The 20,763-nt window shown below is 46.8% G+C and carries 14 protein-coding genes and 1 pseudogene; 8 read left to right on the forward strand and 7 right to left on the reverse strand.

The features are described 5' to 3' along the window. Positions 1-507 precede the first annotated feature (507 nt). The gene (locus tag ABV298_RS24065) at positions 508-1,161 is read left to right on the forward strand and encodes a response regulator transcription factor (RefSeq protein ID WP_353718697.1); all 654 of its coding nucleotides are present in this window, start codon (positions 508-510) and stop codon (positions 1,159-1,161) included. A gap of 3 nt (positions 1,162-1,164) precedes the next feature. On the opposite strand, the gene ABV298_RS24070 is transcribed toward ABV298_RS24065, so the two are convergent. Next, complete coding sequence (locus tag ABV298_RS24070) at positions 1,165-4,314, reverse strand: two-component regulator propeller domain-containing protein (RefSeq protein ID WP_353718698.1); 3,150 nt, start codon at positions 4,312-4,314, stop codon at positions 1,165-1,167. Between the two features lie 274 nt (positions 4,315-4,588). On the opposite strand from ABV298_RS24070, the gene ABV298_RS24075 reads away from it, so the two are divergent. Next, the gene (locus ABV298_RS24075) at positions 4,589-5,209 is read left to right on the forward strand and encodes a response regulator transcription factor (RefSeq protein ID WP_353718699.1); all 621 of its coding nucleotides are present in this window, start codon (positions 4,589-4,591) and stop codon (positions 5,207-5,209) included. A gap of 61 nt (positions 5,210-5,270) precedes the next feature. On the opposite strand, the gene ABV298_RS24080 is transcribed toward ABV298_RS24075, so the two are convergent. Next, complete coding sequence (locus ABV298_RS24080) at positions 5,271-5,930, reverse strand: response regulator transcription factor (protein ID WP_353718700.1); 660 nt, start codon at positions 5,928-5,930, stop codon at positions 5,271-5,273. A gap of 765 nt (positions 5,931-6,695) precedes the next feature. Between ABV298_RS24080 and ABV298_RS24085 the strand changes: the two genes are divergently transcribed. Both ABV298_RS24085 and ABV298_RS24090 read left to right on the forward strand, forming a co-directional pair. Next, positions 6,696-9,611 (forward strand): PAS domain S-box protein, encoded by a 2,916-nt coding sequence (locus tag ABV298_RS24085; protein WP_353718701.1) that lies wholly within the window; start codon positions 6,696-6,698, stop codon positions 9,609-9,611. Further along, a complete protein-coding gene (locus ABV298_RS24090; RefSeq protein ID WP_353718702.1) occupies positions 9,545-10,618 on the forward strand; it encodes an ATP-binding protein in 1,074 nt (357 codons plus the stop codon). The genes ABV298_RS24085 and ABV298_RS24090 overlap by 67 nt, the downstream gene beginning before the upstream one ends. 171 nt (positions 10,619-10,789) lie before the next feature. Here the strand turns inward: ABV298_RS24090 and ABV298_RS24095 are convergent. From ABV298_RS24095 to ABV298_RS24115, 5 genes and pseudogenes are all read right to left on the reverse strand, one after another. Then, positions 10,790-11,548, reverse strand: a pseudogene (locus ABV298_RS24095) (IS3 family transposase); the annotation flags it as partial. Positions 11,549-11,666: 118 nt separating this feature from the next. Further along, entirely contained in the window at positions 11,667-11,846 is a 180-nt protein-coding gene (locus ABV298_RS24100) for a hypothetical protein (RefSeq protein ID WP_353718703.1), read from the reverse strand. Between the two features lie 723 nt (positions 11,847-12,569). Next, positions 12,570-13,178: a hypothetical protein gene (locus ABV298_RS24105; RefSeq protein ID WP_353718704.1), complete on the reverse strand. Its 609-nt coding sequence runs from the start codon at positions 13,176-13,178 to the stop codon at positions 12,570-12,572. Between the two features lie 38 nt (positions 13,179-13,216). Beyond that, complete coding sequence (locus ABV298_RS24110) at positions 13,217-14,347, reverse strand: serine hydrolase domain-containing protein (RefSeq protein ID WP_353718705.1); 1,131 nt, start codon at positions 14,345-14,347, stop codon at positions 13,217-13,219. A gap of 322 nt (positions 14,348-14,669) precedes the next feature. Next, positions 14,670-14,783 (reverse strand): recombinase family protein, encoded by a 114-nt coding sequence (locus ABV298_RS24115; RefSeq protein ID WP_353718706.1) that lies wholly within the window; start codon positions 14,781-14,783, stop codon positions 14,670-14,672. Between the two features lie 228 nt (positions 14,784-15,011). On the opposite strand from ABV298_RS24115, the gene ABV298_RS24120 reads away from it, so the two are divergent. The 4 genes from ABV298_RS24120 to ABV298_RS24135 all read left to right on the forward strand — a co-directional run bounded on the left by ABV298_RS24120 (position 15,012) and on the right by ABV298_RS24135 (position 20,758). Further along, positions 15,012-15,158, forward strand: coding sequence for a hypothetical protein (locus tag ABV298_RS24120; RefSeq protein WP_353718707.1), 147 nt, complete (start codon positions 15,012-15,014; stop codon positions 15,156-15,158). A gap of 355 nt (positions 15,159-15,513) precedes the next feature. Next, positions 15,514-18,606, forward strand: a complete 3,093-nt coding sequence (locus ABV298_RS24125) for a two-component regulator propeller domain-containing protein (protein WP_353718708.1) — start codon at positions 15,514-15,516, stop codon at positions 18,604-18,606. A 248-nt stretch (positions 18,607-18,854) separates the two neighbouring features. Further along, entirely contained in the window at positions 18,855-19,037 is a 183-nt protein-coding gene (locus tag ABV298_RS24130; protein ID WP_353718709.1) for a hypothetical protein, read from the forward strand. Between the two features lie 995 nt (positions 19,038-20,032). After that, a complete protein-coding gene (locus ABV298_RS24135; protein WP_353718710.1) occupies positions 20,033-20,758 on the forward strand; it encodes a hypothetical protein in 726 nt (241 codons plus the stop codon). The last annotated feature ends 5 nt before the right edge of the window (positions 20,759-20,763 follow it).

The following is a 20,763-nucleotide window of genomic DNA, read 5'->3' on the forward strand; positions in this document are numbered from 1 at the left end:
AAAGAAGTAATTCGACAAAATAGTAATATTATGATACGAAAAAGTTCGGGTTCTACAAGCCAGTAAAGATGTGCCACTTCTTATCTTCGTTATGCAATCGCTGGCTATGTTTTTGACAAGTTTAAGCTCAACTTGACTTTGGTAAAGGATCGGGTCCTATTATTTATGAGGGTGGTTTACTGGATGCAGAAATTTTATTGGACGGGAAAGTCAACTCGGGTCTTAATGTACCCAATGGTACTCCTGCGCAATTGGTCCTACAGATGTTGTATGGCATGGCAAACCGTTTGCTACCTTGCTTGCCTTGTGCATAGCGCTACGTTTTCAAGCAGCCTATCCTTACGGATATTTCCCTGGTAACCATTACTGGCATATGAATTCGACAAAATCGGCCTGCAAATCGAAAAATTATGATGTCTGGGCTGGCGATATCGACTTGCAAATCGTTACAATATCTTTCTACCTTTATCGCCTGACGTTCCAAACTACTTTTACAAGCTTTATTTTATGGCTAACATTCTGATCGTCGATGACCATCCTATGGTATGTTTTGGCATGGGCGCTATGGTAGAAAGCGTGGTCGAAGACGCAGCACTTTACTTTGCTCATAGCTTCGAGCAGGCAATTGGCCACCAACGTCGGCGCCAAATGGAGCTCATTATTCTCGATCTTGGCTTACCAGGAGGGTTGGGGGTAGAAATGATCAGCCATTTCACTAATATTCAGCCGGATGTGAAAATTCTGGTGTGCACGGCCCGGGACGAGCTCTTTAATGCTCCGATCTATATGCAAAGTGGGGCAAGCGGCTTCTTGCATAAGCACAGCCCCGAGGAAGAAACCAAAAAGGCAATCACGACTGTCCTGAACGGAAAAAAGTATGTCAGCCAGCAGGTGCAAAAGGTGATGGTCGCAAACCTGGTCACTGGTAAGCCCTTACCAGTCGATCCGATGCGGGCGCTCTCTCCAAGGGAAAAACAAGTGCTCGCTTTACTTTTGAAAGGGAAATGGCTCAAAGAAATCGCAGAAGAACTAAACGTGGCCATCCCAACGGTCGGTACCCAGAAAGCGAGCATCTTTCAGAAGCTAAATGTGTCCAACATGGTAGAGCTTACACGGAAAATGGATGCTTATTACGAAGGGGATAGTATTAACTTTCACTGAAAGCTAGGTTGCAGGCTTGGAAAAAATAAGGTGAATGTGCGCGCCTGTTTTGTTTTCCGCAAATACTCTTATGCCAAGCAGTTTTGAAATTTCTTTTATCATTGGGAAACCGAGCCCATTATATTGTTCTGGAAGACTGGAAGTTTCGGTTTGCCCAGTGTTATTCAGCCAATGTAGCAAAGCGGCAGGCAGACCCGGCCCCTGATCGGTCACCACAAGGTGCAAATCCCCATTTTGATCGAATGTAGATACTGTGATGGCGCCATCAGGCTTCGCTTTGAGTGCGTTGTCAATCAGGTTATGCAGGACCACACCCAACAGCTCACGGTCACTGGACACCTGCTCCTGGCTTCGGATTGCGATCTGAAAACTTCCACCGTTCATTTCAAAAATTTCCTTAAAGATTAACATGCGCTCAGATACGAGCTCATGCAGGTTCACAGATTTTAAATCGCTGTAATGCCGATGCACTTCGGGTTTGATATAGGTCACGATGTTGCTGATAAGCTGGTCTAGCTGAGTGATCGTTCGGGTCATAGTGTGAATAGCGCTAACGGCTTCGTCGGTCTGGTTCTTTTCTATTCTGCGCTGGACGAACTGCAGCGCCGCACCCATGTATTTGACTGGCGTACGGATATCATGGGAAATCGAGGCGATCATATGTACATGCAGCCTTAGCTGCAGTTCCAGTTGTTTTTCCGACTTTCCCAGTGCTTTCAGCACCAGTTCCAAATCCCTGGTCCTTTCGTCAACCCGAGCTTCCAGTGCTTGTTTTTGCGATTCAATGCTTCGAGTACGTAGCCTGAGAATGAGACCGAATGCGGCAGTTAGAACCGCGATCGTGGCCAGACGGAACCACCAGGTTTCATACCATTTTTTGGCTACGGAAATTTCGATACGTTTATATTGATAGTTACGCGGGCCGAAGCCGTTGACTTTTCGGATCGTAAGTCTGTATTCTCCTGACGCTAAATGCGGTAGAAGGATTCCGGGATCCTTAGGGTTAATTTCTCGCCAGCCAGTTAGCGGATCACCGTCTTTGCCAAGCCGGTAGGCCAGTTTAAGGTTATCGGGGTTACCCAGGTAGGCCACGTTGATCTTCAAACTGACCTCGCTGGCATCAGCATCCAAATGGAGTTTGTTCGCAGAAAATTTCCACGGTTTATTTTTCACGCTTACTCCTTCTAAATAAATATTTCCCATTGGAAGTTCCGGCCTGATATCTTCCGGAAGAAACCAGACGAGCCCGTTTATCGAAGGAAGTGAGACATAGCCATTGGCCAGTCTTACCGCACATGGCTGGCAGCCCCCATTGAACTCATTCGTGTTGAAGCCGGCAGTCTTTATATGGTGATGATAATAAATATCAAATGGTTTGCGCGCATATTGTAGCAGGTCATTTTTTGATATTTGAAAGAGCCCCTTGTTTGTTGGTATCCAAAAAAAGCCATTTTTGTCTTCAATGATGCAGTGGGCACTGGCCAGGTAATTCTTTTTGTCACGGGGAAACCGCGTCAGTCGCCCATTCTCGAAAAGGAAAACGCCGTCCTTGTAGGTAGTAATCCATATCTGTTTCCCATCCGCTGGAATATAGAGACTACGGATATAAATCCCGTCCAGTTCCTTAACAGATATCAGTTTTTTGCTGTGAATTGAAAGTCGATAAAGGCCTTTTTCTGAACCGATCCAAAGGGTATCCGCATTCTGATGTTGGATCCATGAGATATTGTCGGCAGTATTCAAAGAAAAGTATTCCGGAGCGGCCGAAGGCTTTTGCGGATCTATAAAGTAAAGCCCCGACAGTTTTGTCCCTATCCAGATTCGTTCGTCTTTTCCCTGATATAGCTGGGTGATCGCTGTTGGTAACACCCATTTAGCCAAAAGTCGCTTTCCCTCGTGATCAAACTTGAATAGCGTCTGTGAATTCCTTGCCCATATATGGCCAGTGTGGTCCATCAAGACGCTGTATTTGTCCCAACCGATGTGCCGGGTGATTTTCAGCATTTGTCTGACGTATGTATTTTTTTCACCTGCGGTCAGACCAAATTCGAGGCCCTGGCTGGACAATACTGTGCTGTCCGAATAGGGTACTTGTGCGTAAAAATTGTTGTCGGTGCCCATCGCAGTCGTGGTAAGGGCATGAAAAGGTTTTTTGTCTATAACAAAAAGGCCTTTCAACTGACTACCCAATAGCAGACGGCCAGTAAGTGGGTGAAGGTATATTGAGACGATGAAATTGCCGGTGAAGTCAAATCCATCGAGCACCAGGCGAGAGCGAAGATCGCCATTTTGCTGGCGCTGAAGAGAATACAAGTTGTTGCCGACCAGAAGGAAAACCTGGTTAGAAGCATTGCTCCAAAACAGCTTGTGTTTTTTGCCTGAACGCCGTGACACATTACCTGCTAGATCGCCCGTTAGCCTGACGATGGATTTTTGAATCAGACCATCCTTTAACCGGAAATTCAATAGGCCGTTTTCGTCCATGTGATATAGGTCCTGATCTAGCCGGAAAAAGCCCCAAAAACCTTTATCTTCGATTGGCACACTGTTGACCCGTCGCTTTGAGGAATAATAAGTCAGGCGTATATTGTCGTAGACATAATAGCGGTCAAAGCCAAGAGGAATGATATAGTGATCAGGACTGACATGCATGAGACGTATGCTCGGCAGACCTTCGGTCAAATACCCATCCTGGCCGTGCATGCCGAAGGGCTGTGCCTTAAGTTGGCCTCGATAAAAGGACGGTTCGATCATTGCCCTACCGGAAGTGATTCTTATAAAGGTGCCATCGTCGTTGATGGCAAAAAAATCGTCTTTTGCGTTTAACGGGGCAATATGGAATGAGGCAATATTTCGGTTTGGGAAAGAGCTTCCAAAATCATCGAAAACCACAAAGTTGTTTCCATCGTACCGGACAAGACCCCGCTCGGTGGCTAGCCAAAAGTTTCCCCTGTTGTCTTTGGTAATGGCTTTAACGCTGTTTTGCGGCAGTCCATTCTCATCAGTGAAATGGGTAATGTTAAAATTTGACGGCAGGTCACCTTCAAATCCAGCACCCGATATATGGCTAGACACGGAAATCAGGAAAACGAAAGTAAAGACAATGCGAAAAAATTGGGGCATAGAACGGCAATCTGAAAGGGCAGAAGACAAAAATATAGAATTTATTCTACAAAAACAAAGTACGTTGTGCTAAAAATAGGCTGGTTTGTATAACAAAAACGTTTACTAATATAGCACCAGCAAATACTTATAAGTGGTATCATAATATTACTATGGACTTAAATTAGCTCCCTTTCCCCCATACTTGTACATTTGAGTGCTTGCAATGCAGTTTATTACGCAGAAGACTCTTGTCGAAGTTTATTGATAGCCCAGGCCATCCGTTTGAAGCGCGCAATACAAAATCATTTTAACTATTTTGCCGATGAATTTTCTGATCATTGATGACCAGCCGCTCATTTGTATTGGCCTGAGGGGATTGCTGGAAAGCCATTTTGCAGATTGCTACGTACAGGAAGCGGCTTCGGTAACGGCTGCTTTACGGCCAGTTGACCAGCCGCCGTTCGACTTTATTATCATAGAACCTGACAATGGTCATGATATTGGGACGAAAGTGGTGGGCGTTATTAAATATAAGTGGCCGGAATGCGCTGTGATCATATATTCGAGGCTCGAAGAAAACACTTTTGCCGTTCCGTTCATGGAGGCGGGCGCCAATGCGTTTATTTCCAAGCAGGCTGGGCCTGATCAAATTCTCAAGGCTGTACAAACAGTCAAAGAGCGTGGAAGGTATTTAAGCGTCGATCTTTTAGGTAAGCTCATACCCAAAATTCAAGCAAGTAAGTATCCGTCGATATCGAAATTGACCACCCGTGAATTAATGGTGATGCAGCTATTGATGCGCGGTAAATCGACGAAAGAAATGGCGTATGATCTTGGCGTCCGTGAAAACACGGTTAGCACATTCAAACAGCGTCTTTACCGGAAGTTAAAAGTCACTAACCAAATTGAACTGTACCGGGTCGGGGCAATTTATGGCATGTAATCCTTTCGCCCAGAGCACTTCCTTGCGGCTTTCAGCCGCAAGATATTTGGCGGCAGACGCGTCATTGTCTAAATTTTTCCGCCTCGGTATACAATTCAATCAATGTGGTTACCCCAAGTCTTTCAAAAATTTTGGATTTATAAGTACTTACCGAGCTTTCGGTAAGACCAAGCTGGTTGGCAATTTCCTTGACCCAAAGGCCATCCAGTAACATATCCATCACTTCAAGCTCTCGTATTGAAAGTGCTTCCAACGGGTTCTCAGGAACAAAACCTGGGTACATGTTTTCATTTAAGATTTTTCCCTGCATCACTTCGCTCAAAAAACGTCTGTCATTTAAAGTGGCCGAAATCGCGGCCTGCATCTGGTCTTTTGTAGCGTCTTTCGACAAGAAGCCATTCGCACCAGCCTTAATGTAGTGTAAACCATATATTTGCTCGTTTAAGCCTGAAAAAATTAGTATCCTTACTTTTGGCTGCACCATCCTGATTTTTGAAATCATTGCTACCCCTTCACTGTCTGGAAGCTGAATGTCAAGCAAGACAAGATCGATTTCGTGTGCCTCCAAGCAACTGATCCCATCCCGTAGAGTTGCGGCTTCGTGAATGATGGCCGATTTAAAAGTTTCCTTTATCAATACTTTGGTTGCGAGCCTTATAATGGCATAATCTTCGACCAGCAACACGCGGGTGGGTAGCGAGTAATTTTCTAAGTGGTTCACAAATATCTTTCTTAGGAGCAATGATTTGTACGTAAGCTGGCCGAATATATGGTTTCGCGCGAATTACGTGCAAGTAACAGCGTTGCAAAATGAAGTTTCTCGTAGCAGTAATTTCATGGCATACTTACATTAAAACAAGGCCATTTGAGCTACGAGCCCGTCATTATTTCCAACCGGCGGTAAATTCTCGTACCGCCAAAAATCGAACATGGGCTTCCCATCTGGCCGCGGCTTTTTCCCACGAATGCTACAAACAGGGTGACAATCGAGCGCCGTGGACGGAAGCATATAGTCGAATACGGCCCGTAAGTTATCGTCTGTTAAGTCCGCGACACCCAGAAGTGTTCCAGCTCTGGCGTCAGAAAGAGCGGGATGCCGTGCCGGTATGCTCGGGCCCGTTTGCTGTGACCGTGGCTTTAAGCCAGCCAAATGTGTACCGATACCAATCATCTGTAAAAATGGCCCATGGTTTGGGTTATGCTTCTCTAATTTGTCTCGAGGTGAAATGTCCGACATGCTTGTCAGCGCGGTCCACCGGTTCGCAATGGACTTGGAGTACGCAAATAAGTGTACGATCCTGCCGGTTGTTTATAGGGGTCTGAGCTTAGTCTGCGTATGAAGCTTCTGGCATGCTTCTTTCTATGCCACCCGCCTTTAATTACCGCTACAACTTGTAGGAGTGACCAGCTATGAAACAACTTAATCAGATGGATAGACTGGCGCAGGCAGTCGAGCCATACGGTCCAGCGGCAAAACAATGTAAACATGGCGTCTCCTTCACATCTAGATGGCGAACTTTTTCCTGTCAATCCCCCGGATTGCCAAACATTTCTGGCATCCTTCGCCCAGGCAACCTGGGAGGCGGATGTTTCCGGGCAGGTCATAACAGATTCTCCCAGCTGGCGGGCCTATACAGGCCAGACCTTCACTGAGTTTTCAGGGATGGGCTGGGCAAATGCAATTTCTCCTGGCGACCGGGCTGAGGTGATTCACTCATGGCGCGAAGCTGTTGCCCGGCTTGAAGCTTTTAGTGCCGAATTTCGGGTGAAATCGGCGGATGATAGCTGGCGTTGGTGCAATATGCAGGCAGCGCCTATCCCGAACGCCGACGGCTCTATCAAAAACTGGCTGGCCATTTTTACAGATATGGAAGGCGGAGGGCGCCATAAAGCGGACGAGAAATTACATCAGGCGACACTGGACTCGTCGATGGATATGATCCAGGTTTTTAAAGCGGTCAGGGATGAGGCTGGGGAAATAGTGGACTTCACATGGATTCTCAATAACCACGCTTCCGAAAAGTTTTACGGAGATGTGATCGGCAAAAGTTTGCTGCAATTGCAACCCGGGGTGGTGCAGGAGGGTATATTTGACGCTTTTAAGCACGTGGTCGAAACGGGTGTGCCCCAGCAGTATGAAAAGCATTATGTGCATGAGCAGTTCAATGGATGGTTCCATCAATCGGTAGTCAAGTTGAACGATGGTGTCGCTACGACGACATCGGATATTACAAAGCTAAAAATCACCGAGCAGCAGCTGAGGGTAGCCAAAGAAAATCTGCAAACTACCCTGGATAGCTCGCAATATGTGATCCAAGCCTTTACAGCAGTGAGGAATGAGGCCGGAAAAATCATTGATTTTGTTTGGGTGTTTACCAATAGAACCTGGAACCAGCTTTACGGGGAGATGGCTGGAAAAAGTCTTTTGCAAGAGAACCCGGGGGTAATCGAAGCCGGTTTGTTTGACAAATTCGTACAGGTAACCGAGGAAGGGACCATCATTGACCACGAACAGTATTATTCGCACGAACAGTTCAATGGTCAGTGGTTTCACCAGACCCTGGTAAAAATGGGTGATGGATTTGTCATGAATACGGAAGACATTACCCAGCGCAAAAAGGATGAAGCGGAAATTCTCCGGTTAAAAGACGAGATAGCGGAAAGGGCGACAGATAGGTACCAAACAATTTTTAACTCAATTGATGAGGGCTTCTGCATATATGAGCTGATTTATAATGAAAAGGGGAAATTAGTCGATCTGGAATGGATTGAAGTAAATCCCGCTTATGAAAAGCAGACAGGATTGAAAGATGTTGTCGGCAAGCGTCATAGCGATCTTTTACTTGACACGGAAGATTACTGGTACGAAATCTATCAAACCGTCTCTGAGACAGGTGAGCCAAATCACTTCGATCAATGGCACCAGCCGACCGCCCGTTGGTACCGGACTTACGCGACAAGGATTGGGGACGCAAATACCCGGCGGGTTGCTGTGGTATTTGACGACATTACCGAACGTAAGCAGCGTGAAGAACAACAAAAATTTCTGCTGAGCTTGAGCGATGAGTTCAGGGAACTGACTGACGGGGTGTCCATTAAAGAGCATGCGGTAAAGATGCTTGCTGAGCACCTGGGCCTTGACCGCTGCTGGGTGAGCGAGGTCTTTGAGGCGGAAGGCTTCTCAACGGTCGGCCCTGAGCAGGTTCGCCCCGGCCTTTCGCCGATGTCAGGGGTGTTCCAGCTATCAGACTATCCGGAAACGATGCGGCAGCTCATGACGGAATTGATGATGGTCGAGGATTCGGCGGCCGACCCACGTTTCGGTGAAGCGGAAAAGTTGTTGCTTTCTTCGATCAACTTGTGTGCTTTGCTGGTTGTACCGCTGCGGAGAGGAGGGCAACAAGTGATATGGGCATTGGCAGCGGCGATGAGCACGCCACGCCGTTGGACCCAAATTGAGCAGGCGCTTATGGAAGACGTGGCAGAGCGCACCTGGGAAGCTGTGGAGCGTGCAGAGACAGAGCAGCAGGTGCGCGAATCGGAAAAGCGCCTGCGGATAGCAACAGAGGCGGCGGATATGGCCACCTGGGAATGGGATTTGGTACGGAATCGGGTTGTTTGGAACGAGCGGCATTTCCAGATTTTCGGGTTGGAACCTGGTGGCGATCCCGTCCGCCCGGAAACATTTTTTGAACACGTTCATCCCGCCGACAGGGAACGCGTAGATCAATTGCTGCGTGAATCCTTGGCGCGTGACGTTGAATTTGATACCGAGTTTCGCGCTATCCTGGAAGATGGGTCCGAGCGCTGGATGAGTGGCTATGGCAGGGTAATGGAATGGTCAGGGGACCAGCCTGTTTCCATGAGTGGTGTGATGTTCGATGTCACGGCACGACGACAGGCAGAGCAGGATTTACAACACAGCCAGGCGCGTCAGAGCGCGATCCTGGAAAGTGCAAAAGATTACGCCATCATCGCGCTTGACCTGGATTTGCGGGTAAATCATTGGAATGCCGGGGCTGAGTATATGCTGGGTTACAGCGAAGAAGAAATTATCGGACAGTCCGGAGAAATATTTTTTGTTCCTGAAGACAGGGCAAAAGGTGCTCATGAAATTGAAAAAGAAAATGCGATCAAAGATGGCCGCGCCACGAATGAGCGCTGGCATCTTCGAAAAGACGGCTCGCGCTTTTATGCTTCGGGCGTCACCAGACCCCTGCTGAATGAGGATGGTACCGTTATTGGGCTTCTGAAAGTAATGCGCGATCTGACACACGAAAAACGAAGCGAGGACGCCTTGAAAGAGGCCAGCAAGCGGAAGACGAATTCCTGGCGATGCTTGCGCACGAGCTGCGGAATCCCCTCTCAACGGTGTGCAATGGGATTGCAGTACTCAAACTAACACAACAGCCGGACAGCCAGCTCGCGGATGTGGTAAACATGATGGATAATCACGCGTCGCATTTAGTGCGGATGATCGACGATTTGCTTGATGTAAGCCGGGTCACACAAGGTAAAATAGTGCTCAAAACGGAACGGTTGGAAGTTAGCACATTAATATCCCTAGCCGTAAAAGGTATTGAGCCTCAATACGAGAGCCGGGGCAAACTACTCCACACTACGGCCTTGCCTACCGGGCTATTCGTTGAAGGTGACCCAACTCGGTTAACACAGGTAATCAACAATCTGCTAACCAACAGTCTCAGGTACACCGGCGATGATGGACAGGTATGGGTCAGCCTTGAAATGGAAAACCAAGAGGCACTCATAAAGGTCAAGGACAATGGAATTGGCTTGACGACTGAACAGCAGACATCTGTTTTCGAGCTGTTTGTGCAGGGCGATAATTCGCTCGCGCGCTCGCAAGGAGGGCTAGGCGTGGGCTTAACCCTGGTCAAGCGGCTTGTAGAAATGCACGGGGGTAAGGTCGAAGCGAGAAGCCAAGGGCTGGGGTTAGGAAGCGAGTTTCTGGTGTATTTGCCTTTACTAAATTTGCCGGCACAAGAGCAAGCTTCGAGGCTAGATGAGGGGGGGCAAAAAGCACCGCTGCGAATATTGGTGATCGATGATGTAGAAGATTTGGCTAAGGTGACATCCATGCTTCTGAGCATAAAGGGCTATCAGGTAGATATCTGCACAAGCGGTATCGAAGGGGTTAAGGCGGTCGAACAAAGTAAACCATCCGTTGTTCTTTGTGATATTGGAATGCCAGGTCTGGATGGGTACCAGACGGCGCAACTGATGCGTCAAGGTGAGTGGGGTAGAAAAGTTATTTTGATTGCCTTATCCGGTTACGCGCAGCCCGACGACGTACAAAAAGCGAAAGAAGCAGGCTTTGATACGCATTTGGCAAAACCAGTTGATATTGACCAGTTGCAAAGCGCAATATTGAAACTCACTAGGTCATGACACAAACTGATGGATAAAGCGCCTTAGCAGAAGCATGACAGCGAACATAGTGCCGGCAAGATTCTTTCCATCATTCGAATTCTATTTAACATAAGAAAATTTATACAAACTGACGTGGTTCTGTTTTGGTTTACACTTTTGCGGGTTAGTAAATATTTAACTTCTCAATTCTCACCCAGTTTGCCGATAGTATTCTGCCTCGAAGGCAGCAGGATTCAGATAGTTTAAAGAAGAATGCAGCCTTCTTGTATTGTAGTATCCGTCAATGTATTCAAAAAGGACGGTCTTCAATTTTTCCAGACTCTCATATCCACCTTTCGGCATATTCAGTTCCGCTTTCAACCTACTCCAGAACGATTCAGCCCAAGCATTGTCATACGGATCATCGGCACGGGACATGCTCTGTTTCAGCTTAAAGGTCTTAAGCAGTTTCTTCATTTTGTGCGACAGATATTGACCGCCACGGTCCGAATGTACGATCATATCCGGCTTTACCTTGCGCCTCAGGAGAGCACTTTCCAGCGGCTCCCGAACAAGGGTTTCCTGCATATTATCAGCCAATTGCCAGCCAACCACCTGTCGTGAAAACAGATCCATCCACACGCACAAGTATGCCCATTTGCCACCTTTTAAAGGCATGTACGTAATATCAGAAACCCACGCAGTATTAGGTTTGCTTGGTTTAGGCTGATTCAGCAGAAGATTGGGTGATACCCGTTTCCCGTGTCCGCTATCTGTTGTCCTTGGAATAAATTTCGGTGGCTGAATAGCCCTTAATCCTTCTCTACGCATGATTTCAGCCACTTTTCTGCGCCCGATTTTTATACCCTTTTGCTTCAAGGATTCCTTGATGCGCCTGCTACCGTATCGCTTAAAATTCAGAATAAACTCCTTCCGGATCTCATGCTTAGGCCTGTTATATTTCTTATCTGCATTGTGGCTCTTTCCTTGCCGGTAGCGATAATAAGCGGTCCGGCTAACCCGCGCGGCGGCCGCTCAAAAAGCGAGCACAGATAACTTATCTTTTCTGTCCGTGAAAATGAGTATATCAGCTCATAGACGTCCCTGAGTCGGACTGGCTCAAAAGACCTAATGCCTTTTTTAAAATTTCGCGGTCGGTTTTTAGGCGTTCATTTTCCGCACGGAGCTTAGCAACTTCCGCAGCTAGCTTCGCTGCTTTATCGTTGCCATTTTCGCCGTTATTCGTTTTTGTCTTTTTTGTTGCCATTCTTCTCCAACGATAGAGAACCCGCGGCGGCGGACCGCTTCTCGGCAATTCCAAAACCCTCCGAAATTTCCCTAGCACTTCTGCCCGAAATGAGCATTCTGATCATTTCTTGCTTGAACTCAGCGTCGTAGCTCCGACGACTTTTTACAGATTTTTGGTCTTTCATTTTGCATCATGTTGTGCAAAAATGTGTGCCGCTTTTCGGAACCACCTCAAACTTCTTTTTTGGAGGACATGAAATCTTTCATTCCGGGGCCGGAGGAGGTAGAATCGGTGAAGTTCCTTACCTGGGAAAATTTGTGTATCGATGTCTAGAAGTTTGCCGGGTGCAAGCATGGAGCCAATTGAAAAATTGTAAGGTCCTTGTTAAAATCGTAAACAGGCATGCGGTGGGTATCGGATCTCTGGGAGGTGGTGACTTTTTTAACCCGACGGAAGAATTTGGCGCAACAGATCAGATGAACGGTAAAGGCACCGACTTGCAGAAAGCGGTTGAGTGAACTGATTACAATCTTGGCGCCGGTCTCACAAGCACTAATCAGCTTACTTGCATCATCTCGACATTGATTGAACCGTACTGGACATGGGAATTTTTGCCTTACGGGAAGTGCCTCTATCCCTGTGGTATGATGAGCTAATAGGGTTCTTCAAAATATGCTATCTTCTGGTACTTTGGAACCAGGCCTTTTGGCCGCCGCAGTTCTAACTTTAATTTAAGCCAATTTACTTGGACATTCGAAAACTGAGCCCAGCGAATTCGAGGATGTGATACGAATCATCTTCACGAAATTTCACGTTGAAACCTCCAAAACCAGAATTTACCCCACTGGTCAGTGCGTAACCAGAATCGATTACATCCAGCGGGATTTCATTAGAACTACCCATTGTTTTAAGCCTGATTATAAGCACGCTGTCTGTTGACAAATACAATTCAGCGCTCTTGAATTTACTGTCCCCAATCAACATTTGATATCCGTAATGTTCATAGATGCCACTTCTTTTTGACCATATCGCAGGATCAATCGACGTCAGGCGGTATCCCAGATTGTATTCCCTATCTTTCACTCTTCGAGAAAGAAAAATGTTGTCGTTAATGTCTTTAAAAATCAGACGCTGATTACTTCTGGGAATCGTGTCTGTAGTTCTAATGTCGTAAGGAATGAATTCCGTTTCACTAACAGGTTTCAATACCAGCTTTGCCCCACCGTTTGCCAGCACAAGTTGGTGGCCATCCATTCTAACAACGTTATAGGAGTTTGATTCGGCATAGATCCCGGAATATCTCTCCAACACGCTGTCAGGAAGAAAAACCTGGTATTTTTCCGTACTCACTGAATGGGTATTAGGTATAGGAAACAGGTCAGGGATACTTAATCCAACCTAGGTAGCAGATTAAAGCAAAAATTCTCAGCCGCCTGTCCGCCTTCGGCGGTATTTGTCATCACTATTACGGCTGCATTACTTTCGGGTATTAGTAATAGTTTGGCATGTGTAAAGCCGGCGCTACCCGCATGGTATACAGCAAAAGTTGAATCATTGCGGAACATAAACCAGCCAAGTCCTTTCTTATTTGTTTCCAATGGCACATGGGCGTTTTGCAGGGAAAACATTTCTTTTACTGTTTTTTGCCTAAGCAGCCGGGTCGATTCACCACGGTAGGCCTTTAACAGGCCGATAGCATATCTGGTGAAGTCGTTCATATCCGTGTAAATACCGCCGGAGGCAATATCCCGTAATTCATACTCTTGGGCCTGCTGGCCATACGCATAAATTTTTGTACGATTTTCAAGCCGGTCCATTGCGAAGCCTGAGTGCTTCATCCCTAAAACATTAAAGATATTTTTATGCACATAATCTGCATAATCTGTCTTGGTAACATCTTTGATCATATGCCCCAGGATGTTGTAGCCAGCATTCGAATATAGTCCCGCCAATCCTGCCGGATAAACCAGGTGGGTTTGGTTGATGAAACCGAGCACGTCTGTATATTTCCCCGAACCGAGATCTGAATTCCTCCATATGTCTGATTGAATACCGGAAGTGTGCGTAATGAGCGTTTTCACGGTAATCGAATCCAGATGAATTCCTGGGCGTGCCAGGGGATGAAATTCTGGAAGATATGTTGTTAGGGGCTTTTGGATATCGAGAAGACCACGCTCCTCCAATTGCATGACACTAAGCGCGGTAAAAGTCTTTGTTACTGAGCCTATATTCACTACGGTATTAACCGTCATAGGGACTTTGGTCTGTCGGTCGGAATAGCCGAATCCTTCCTTCCAAACCACCTTGCCATCCATGATAATTGCCGCGCTGAGTCCTACAATTTTATCCGTTTTGAGTTTTTCAGCAAAGTACTCCTCGGATTTAGCTATTAGGCCTGCGTAGGTATCACTTTGTGGGTGGGCATGCCGGATTTGCCCAAAAACAGGCGAAGTAATTATCAAAATTAAGATTAACAACCACAGTGAAAAGATAGTTGGTGCCGGTTCGATGCCTTTCATGGATACTTAAGTCGTGATGATAGAGTTGATTCTGGAATTAAATGTGAATTTAACATTTCACGGAGTCTGTGCTAACCAGATCCGGGAAACCCTTTCAAATTATTGATTGAGGTTTTCCTGGCAAATGGTCAGCGCGGCTGCAGCGAAGGATTGTGCCGGGCGTCGCTACGCTCGGCGGACGTCCGTCCCGCAATTCTAATCATCCTTGGCGCTTTGAATGACCAACTGGTTTAATGATCACTCCGAAATAATGGAGCATTTATCAAGGGGATCGCTGAGTAATGCGAGGTGGATGCCTTTCTTTCCCAGATGTTCAATCAGTTCAAATAAGTGCGCGGATATATCGTCCAAGTCGGTCCAATTGCCAGATCACGATGGTATCTCCTTCACGCAAGAATCCCATCATCAACTCAAACTCGGGCTTATTGGCCTTCATACCAGATATTTTATTCTGACCATTATCGCGGTTGTGATTTCCTGTCTAGGGTTATTCACGTTGGCTGCTTTCACTGCTTCCAAACCGACGGAAAAAATGGGCATCAGAAAGGTTATCGGCGCAACGATAGGTGATCTATTAACACTGTTGTCCTCCGAGTATTTCAAGCTTACAATCCTGGTTACCGCTATTGGCCTCCTGTGACATACTTCCTGGCTACCACCTGCCTTGACAATTACGCTACACGGGCATCGCTCGCCATACCTGTTCGTAGGCCTGGCGTTAACAATGCTGCTGGTGGTGCTGGTATCGATTGGAATGAAAACCATCGCTGCTGCATTGCCCAACCCCGTTAAATCGCTCAGGAGCGAATGACCTATTCCTTCTAAATTTATGGGTTTTGCGCGTTTAATCTATCAATGGCGCTTCCTGACGAGACGTGAAAAGAAACAGACTACTAAGACCACTGGGGCCTTTTTTAGCATTCCCTTGTCGATACCGATAAAGAAATGCGTTCCGTTGTTCAGGAAAGAAGGAATTTAGAGACTTTTCTGACCCCTCGCCACACCGCTTTCGCACACCTTGTCCCGTCTCCTTGATCTTGATCCTTGTACTGCTTGCGATCATACATTGGGATCGACTGTACGTCATTTGTAGAATAATTTTTAAATTCGACATCGCAAACTACTAAGTTCTCTTTTCATAAGTGGCTAATTTAACGCTCCGGGTATTGTCACTTTTGACATTGACAACCATTATCCTTTCAAGAGCTCTCGCTCAGCAGCGCGATGAGAGTCACCTTAGCCGCTTCCACAGCGAGCATTTTACAGTCGGAAACGGCCTTCCCCAAAACAGCGTGTATTCAATCGTACGAGACGAACTGGGCTTTATGTGGCTTTCCACAGAACGTGGTCTGGTTCGTTATGATGGAAAAGAATTTACCGTTTTTGACAATTTCGGCAATACGTATACATCAGGGAGCATCCGTAATATCGGTATTGATCCGCGACCGACTGCGCGTGGCCTCTACGCAATTAACAATGAGCACCGCTTCATCCGAATTTATCAGGGTTCCGCTGTTGCCGATACCTCATTGGTTAAGGACCTCACGGGGCTGCCTTTCACCTATCCGTCACAGTATAAGGGGCACCTTCTGGAGCGCCTGCCTAAACTTGATGACATTCCCGGTCTGACGCCCTACGTAGCCCCCATAGGACAGGGTCGCTATTTTGTTTACGATCAGAAGACGCTACGCTATTATGATAACAACCAACTAAAAGGGCACTTGGCTTTTCCCAACAAGCACCCCTGGGGTTTCTTCCGCTTGGATAACAGCCTTTATCACTGGGGAAGTGGACGTCTTACCCGATTTACTGCCTCTTCTGAACGACTTAAATATGAGCCAGCTGTATTCAAAGGCGCGCTGGCCGGTAATCCTTCTTTGAAGGATCCCGGTGCCTTTGAGATCTTCTGGAACAACGCGAGCAATCAAACATTTATTCGCTTAAACCAGTCGTTATATTACATTACGGTGGGCGAGAACGGAAATCTGGACTCAAAGCTGATCTTGGAAGGCTTCAATTTCTCCAAGGACATCATTAGAGCAGTTTATTATGATCAAAAAGCGGAACGGATTTTTCTTGGTAGCCATATTAATGGGTTACTCGTGCTGACCAGGAAGAAATTTGCAACCCATGCCGTCCCTTTTCCCGACACTGATCAGGTATATTATGGACAGGCCAGATTGGGAAACCGAAGTATTTTGTCGAGCCAGGGCATTGTCTATGAAATAGATTCTGTTGGCCAAAGAGTCGTCGCACGCCAGATCCCTCTGGTAACAAAAAGCGTGACATGGGACAAAACCAGCATTGTAGTCGATGCTAATGGTGATATCTGGTGCAAAAAGCAAAAGAGATTAATGCTTATCAGCGCAGGAGGATCGAAAATGAAGGCCTCTTGGAACCTTCCGTCGGAAATCACACAATTATATTATGGCCCGGACGCGACGATTTGGATCGGTACCCTCACAGCTGGCATTTTCCAAATCAAAACGCCGTTAAAGGCCGGTAACACTCCTACCCAGTTTATCGGTCCGCTACCCGAGGTTTCATGGATACAGCAAGCTGCCGGCTTTTTGTGGATTGGGACAGTGGATGGGCTCCTACGCGTGGAAAAGGCTACTGGTAAGGTTATTAGGATAAAGGGTTTAAATGACATTTATGTTAGAAGCCTGCATATTTCCACTGACGGATCAGAAGTCTGGGTTACTACCTATAAAAGTGGACTTTTTCTATTGAAAGATTTGAAACTAACCCGGTTTCCACTCGACCGGGAGAGATACCTGGCCAATACGCATTGCATAGTAGAAGATCGTAACGGGTTCTTCTGGATACCGACTAATCACGGTCTTTTTCAGGTGCTTAAAAATGATCTTTTAAGTTATGCCCGCCACGGTAGCCGGTTATACTATCACCTCTATTCAAGGGAGGACGGCTTTAACAGTGACGAATTCAACGGTAGATGCGAGCCGTGCGCGGTTCGACTTGGTTCCGGTCATGTTTCCCTTCCCTCAATGGACGGTCTGGTTTGGTATAAACCGGAAACCATTGCTGCAGAAGTCCCTGACCGGCCAATCGTCATTAACAGCATCCAGGTTGATCGGCACATCCAGCAAGCCGGGCAGGCAGTGTCTTTTTCCCAAAACCAAAAGGAGCTCCGCATAGAGTTGCTTACACCATTTTTCGGGAACCAGAACAATCTGCAATTTTCATATGCATTGCGCAAGAAAGGTTCGTTCCCGGCAGAAGCTGATTGGTTGCCTATTGAAGTGGTGTCGGGCAACAAGGCTCTAATCACTATCCTGACGTTAGGCAAAGGCAATTACACGTTGTTTGTTAGAAAAATGAACGGTTTTGGTCAGCAAGGCTTCTCATATAAAACCATCGATATCTCCGTGCCGCCTTTTTGGTACCAAACCTGGTGGTTCTATTCATTAGCGAGTATCCTCTTGATTGCCGTTGCCGCTGAACTCATTAGAAACCGTGTCAACCGCGTGCGGCGGGTGAACCTTGCGCTGGAAAAACAAGTCAATGTACGAACCGCTCAACTGCGGACAACGCTCAGGGATCTACAAAAATCGCAGGACAGTATAATCAGCCAGATGCGCTTACAGTCCCGCTTAATGGCTTCCATTGCACACGATGTTCGCTCGCCATTAGGGGCGGTAATTGCGGTGGCGGCCGAACAGCAAAAGATGATCGACAAGGGGCAACATAAGATGGCTTTCAGTGTCAGCAAAGACATTGAAGAGTCGATAAAGCAAGTTAAAGCGTCGTTGGAAGAGATGCTCGCCTATGCTAAATTCCGCATTTATGACCATGAGCCGCAGACAGAGATCGTCAACCTAAACCAGCTCATTGACGAAACAATGCTACTTTATGGAAATAATTCACGCATCCATCCAAACACCTTTGTAAATCAGGTCCCTTCGGACACCTTGGTTACTACGAATGTGCCACTCTTGAAAATCATTGTCCATAACCTGATCGATAATGCCAACAAGTTTACCGACAATGGTGTAATCAAAGCCTATGTACTATCTCAACCCGACTCGCTACGATTGTATATTGAAGATAATGGACGCGGCATTTCCCAGGAGCTGGTCATGTGGTTTGAAAGCGAGGATCGCAGCGAAAAAGAGGAGCCGCCCACGGGGATTGGCCTTGTGATGGTCAAAGAGCTCGCGCCGAGCGTAGTCAAAAGTATCCGGATCGAGCGCCTGAGCCCCGGGACACGCCTCACGCTGACTTTTCATAACCACTAACCGGGAGTTGCTTTTGCTGGCCGGGACCATATTCGCCTCATCATTGGTAAACGCCGCGTTGAACGGCGGGGCGAGGGCGTTCGGCAGCATTTCCCAATTATTGGGCGGCACTGCTGCCGACCGTTCTTGATGGCTGTTTTAATCGTCTCTTTTGCCCTGATGCTTTTCGGGCCGCTGCTGCTGGCCGTGCATTGGTTCAACCAGCGCAAGGCCTTCAATTATTTTTATCCAAATAAATTAGACTTGATATGAAAACGCTAAAAACAAAGGCGGCGCATGTCCGCTCCAAAAAGTCGGCCATTGTTTCACCACTTGTGATTGAACCTTTACCGCAAGGGGACTACCCGCAACTTGCCCTTGCCAATATTGACCTCAACCGTTGGTGGCAAAGGCAGCATTATGCGCCTGCTTCATGGTTATTTCTCCCTTGACTCAGGCCGGATTAGCGCTCTCGCTTCCCTGGGCCGTTTATTGGCTGGATTGGCCTCTTCAAAAAGCGGAGGTACATGTTCTGCGCAAACTGCGGCCTATACGGCGGGCAAACACTGATCTGCATCCGTCAACGTTCCGCCACGTCTTAGGGTAATGAATCTGGGGTCTCTTTCTTTGCTTAATATCATGTAATCTCGGGTATTCAAGATTATTCAATGACATAGAACTATACTCTTAACTACCACTTTCTCAATTTGCAAAAGAGACTTCTTTGAGCATTCGCCGGAGCTGCCTTGCGTCGCCTATTGCATCATAATGCAGCGTAAAAGATAGTTTGAAATAAATTGTCGTTGGCTTTGGTTCAGGTAATTTCTGAACTACGGCATTGTAACTAGGGAAAGCGTACATCAACAATTGCGTTTCTGGCAATGTTATAACGGCTTAAATCTACTAGGCGCCCAAGACATTAACTACTGTTATTTATCCTTTCATATCTACTGGCGGCGATCGTTGTTGCCACTGTAACTAAGTGTGGCACGCGTTCCGACATATGTGGCCTGAAATTAATCTACTCAAGTCCTTTGAAAACTCAATCCTATAAACTTTTATAGCAAAAAATTGTAGTATTTATTCGATAAATTTTGTCTTGACATCTCTTTATTCTTCATTTCAAATCTCGACAAATGGTCTGATGGTAGCTTCTTACATTTGCTTCATCGAAATAGTTGTACGACTTCACCGGAAAAATAATCGGCCTTCGGACATCCGGATGAGCTGATATCGCCTACCAGCTTCCGCAATCAGGATCCACTTGCGGTGGCGTGAATACATGATAGCGTTTGCATTGGTTTGAACAGGTCAAAATAACCTAGATGGGACACTTATGTCCCAAATCAACGCAGGCAAATTCTTCAAATCATATCTAATTAACGCGTATGAAAAGACAAGAGGGTGATTTCAATGCAGTTACAGTTTTTTACCAACCACAAAGGATATGCAAAAATACGTACTTTTTAATCGGATAAGACAGGCCGCTAAATGGAGGGGCGAGGCATTAACAGCCGTTCAAGCTGTGGGTGTTCTTCGGGCATTTTACGCCAGTTTACTTTTTATGCTGCTAACCTTGGCCGGTTTCCGGACGCAGGCACAGGCACAGGATGCAGGCCTGCAGTGGGCAAACGGCATTATATCGCCTGCGGCTCAGAATGCCCGTGTTTATGCCGTTTCATCCGATGCTTCGAAAAATGTGTATGCGACGGGACTTTTTACTGGGACCGTAGATTTTGACCCAAGCGCGGCCACAGCCAATCTTGTTTCGGCTGGCAGCAACGATATTTTCATAACAAAGTATGACCAAAATGGCAAGTTCATTTGGGCAAAGCGCGTCGGTGGTACCGGCGATGATAGGGGCTATGGCATTATTGCTGATGACGCGGGTAATACCTATATCAGCGGCTTGTTTATCGGAACAGTAGACTTCAACCCGAACGCAGGTGTAAACAACCTGGTTTCGAGTGCAGGTAGTCTTGACCCGTATGTCTTGAAACTGGACCCTAACGGCAATTATTTATGGGCGCAGCGGATGGGGGGGGGGGCCTTCCTCCGAATACAGCTTCAATCTTGCAATCGCTCCCGACGGCAATCTTCTGGTATCAGGCTATATTGGAGCTGGGGTATCCACTTTTGGAGCCACATCATTGACTTCTGCCGGAGGAAATGATGGCT

Origin of the sequence: Dyadobacter sp. 676, from assembly GCF_040448675.1 — a bacterium.
Classification (GTDB): Bacteria; Bacteroidota; Bacteroidia; order Cytophagales; family Spirosomataceae; genus Dyadobacter.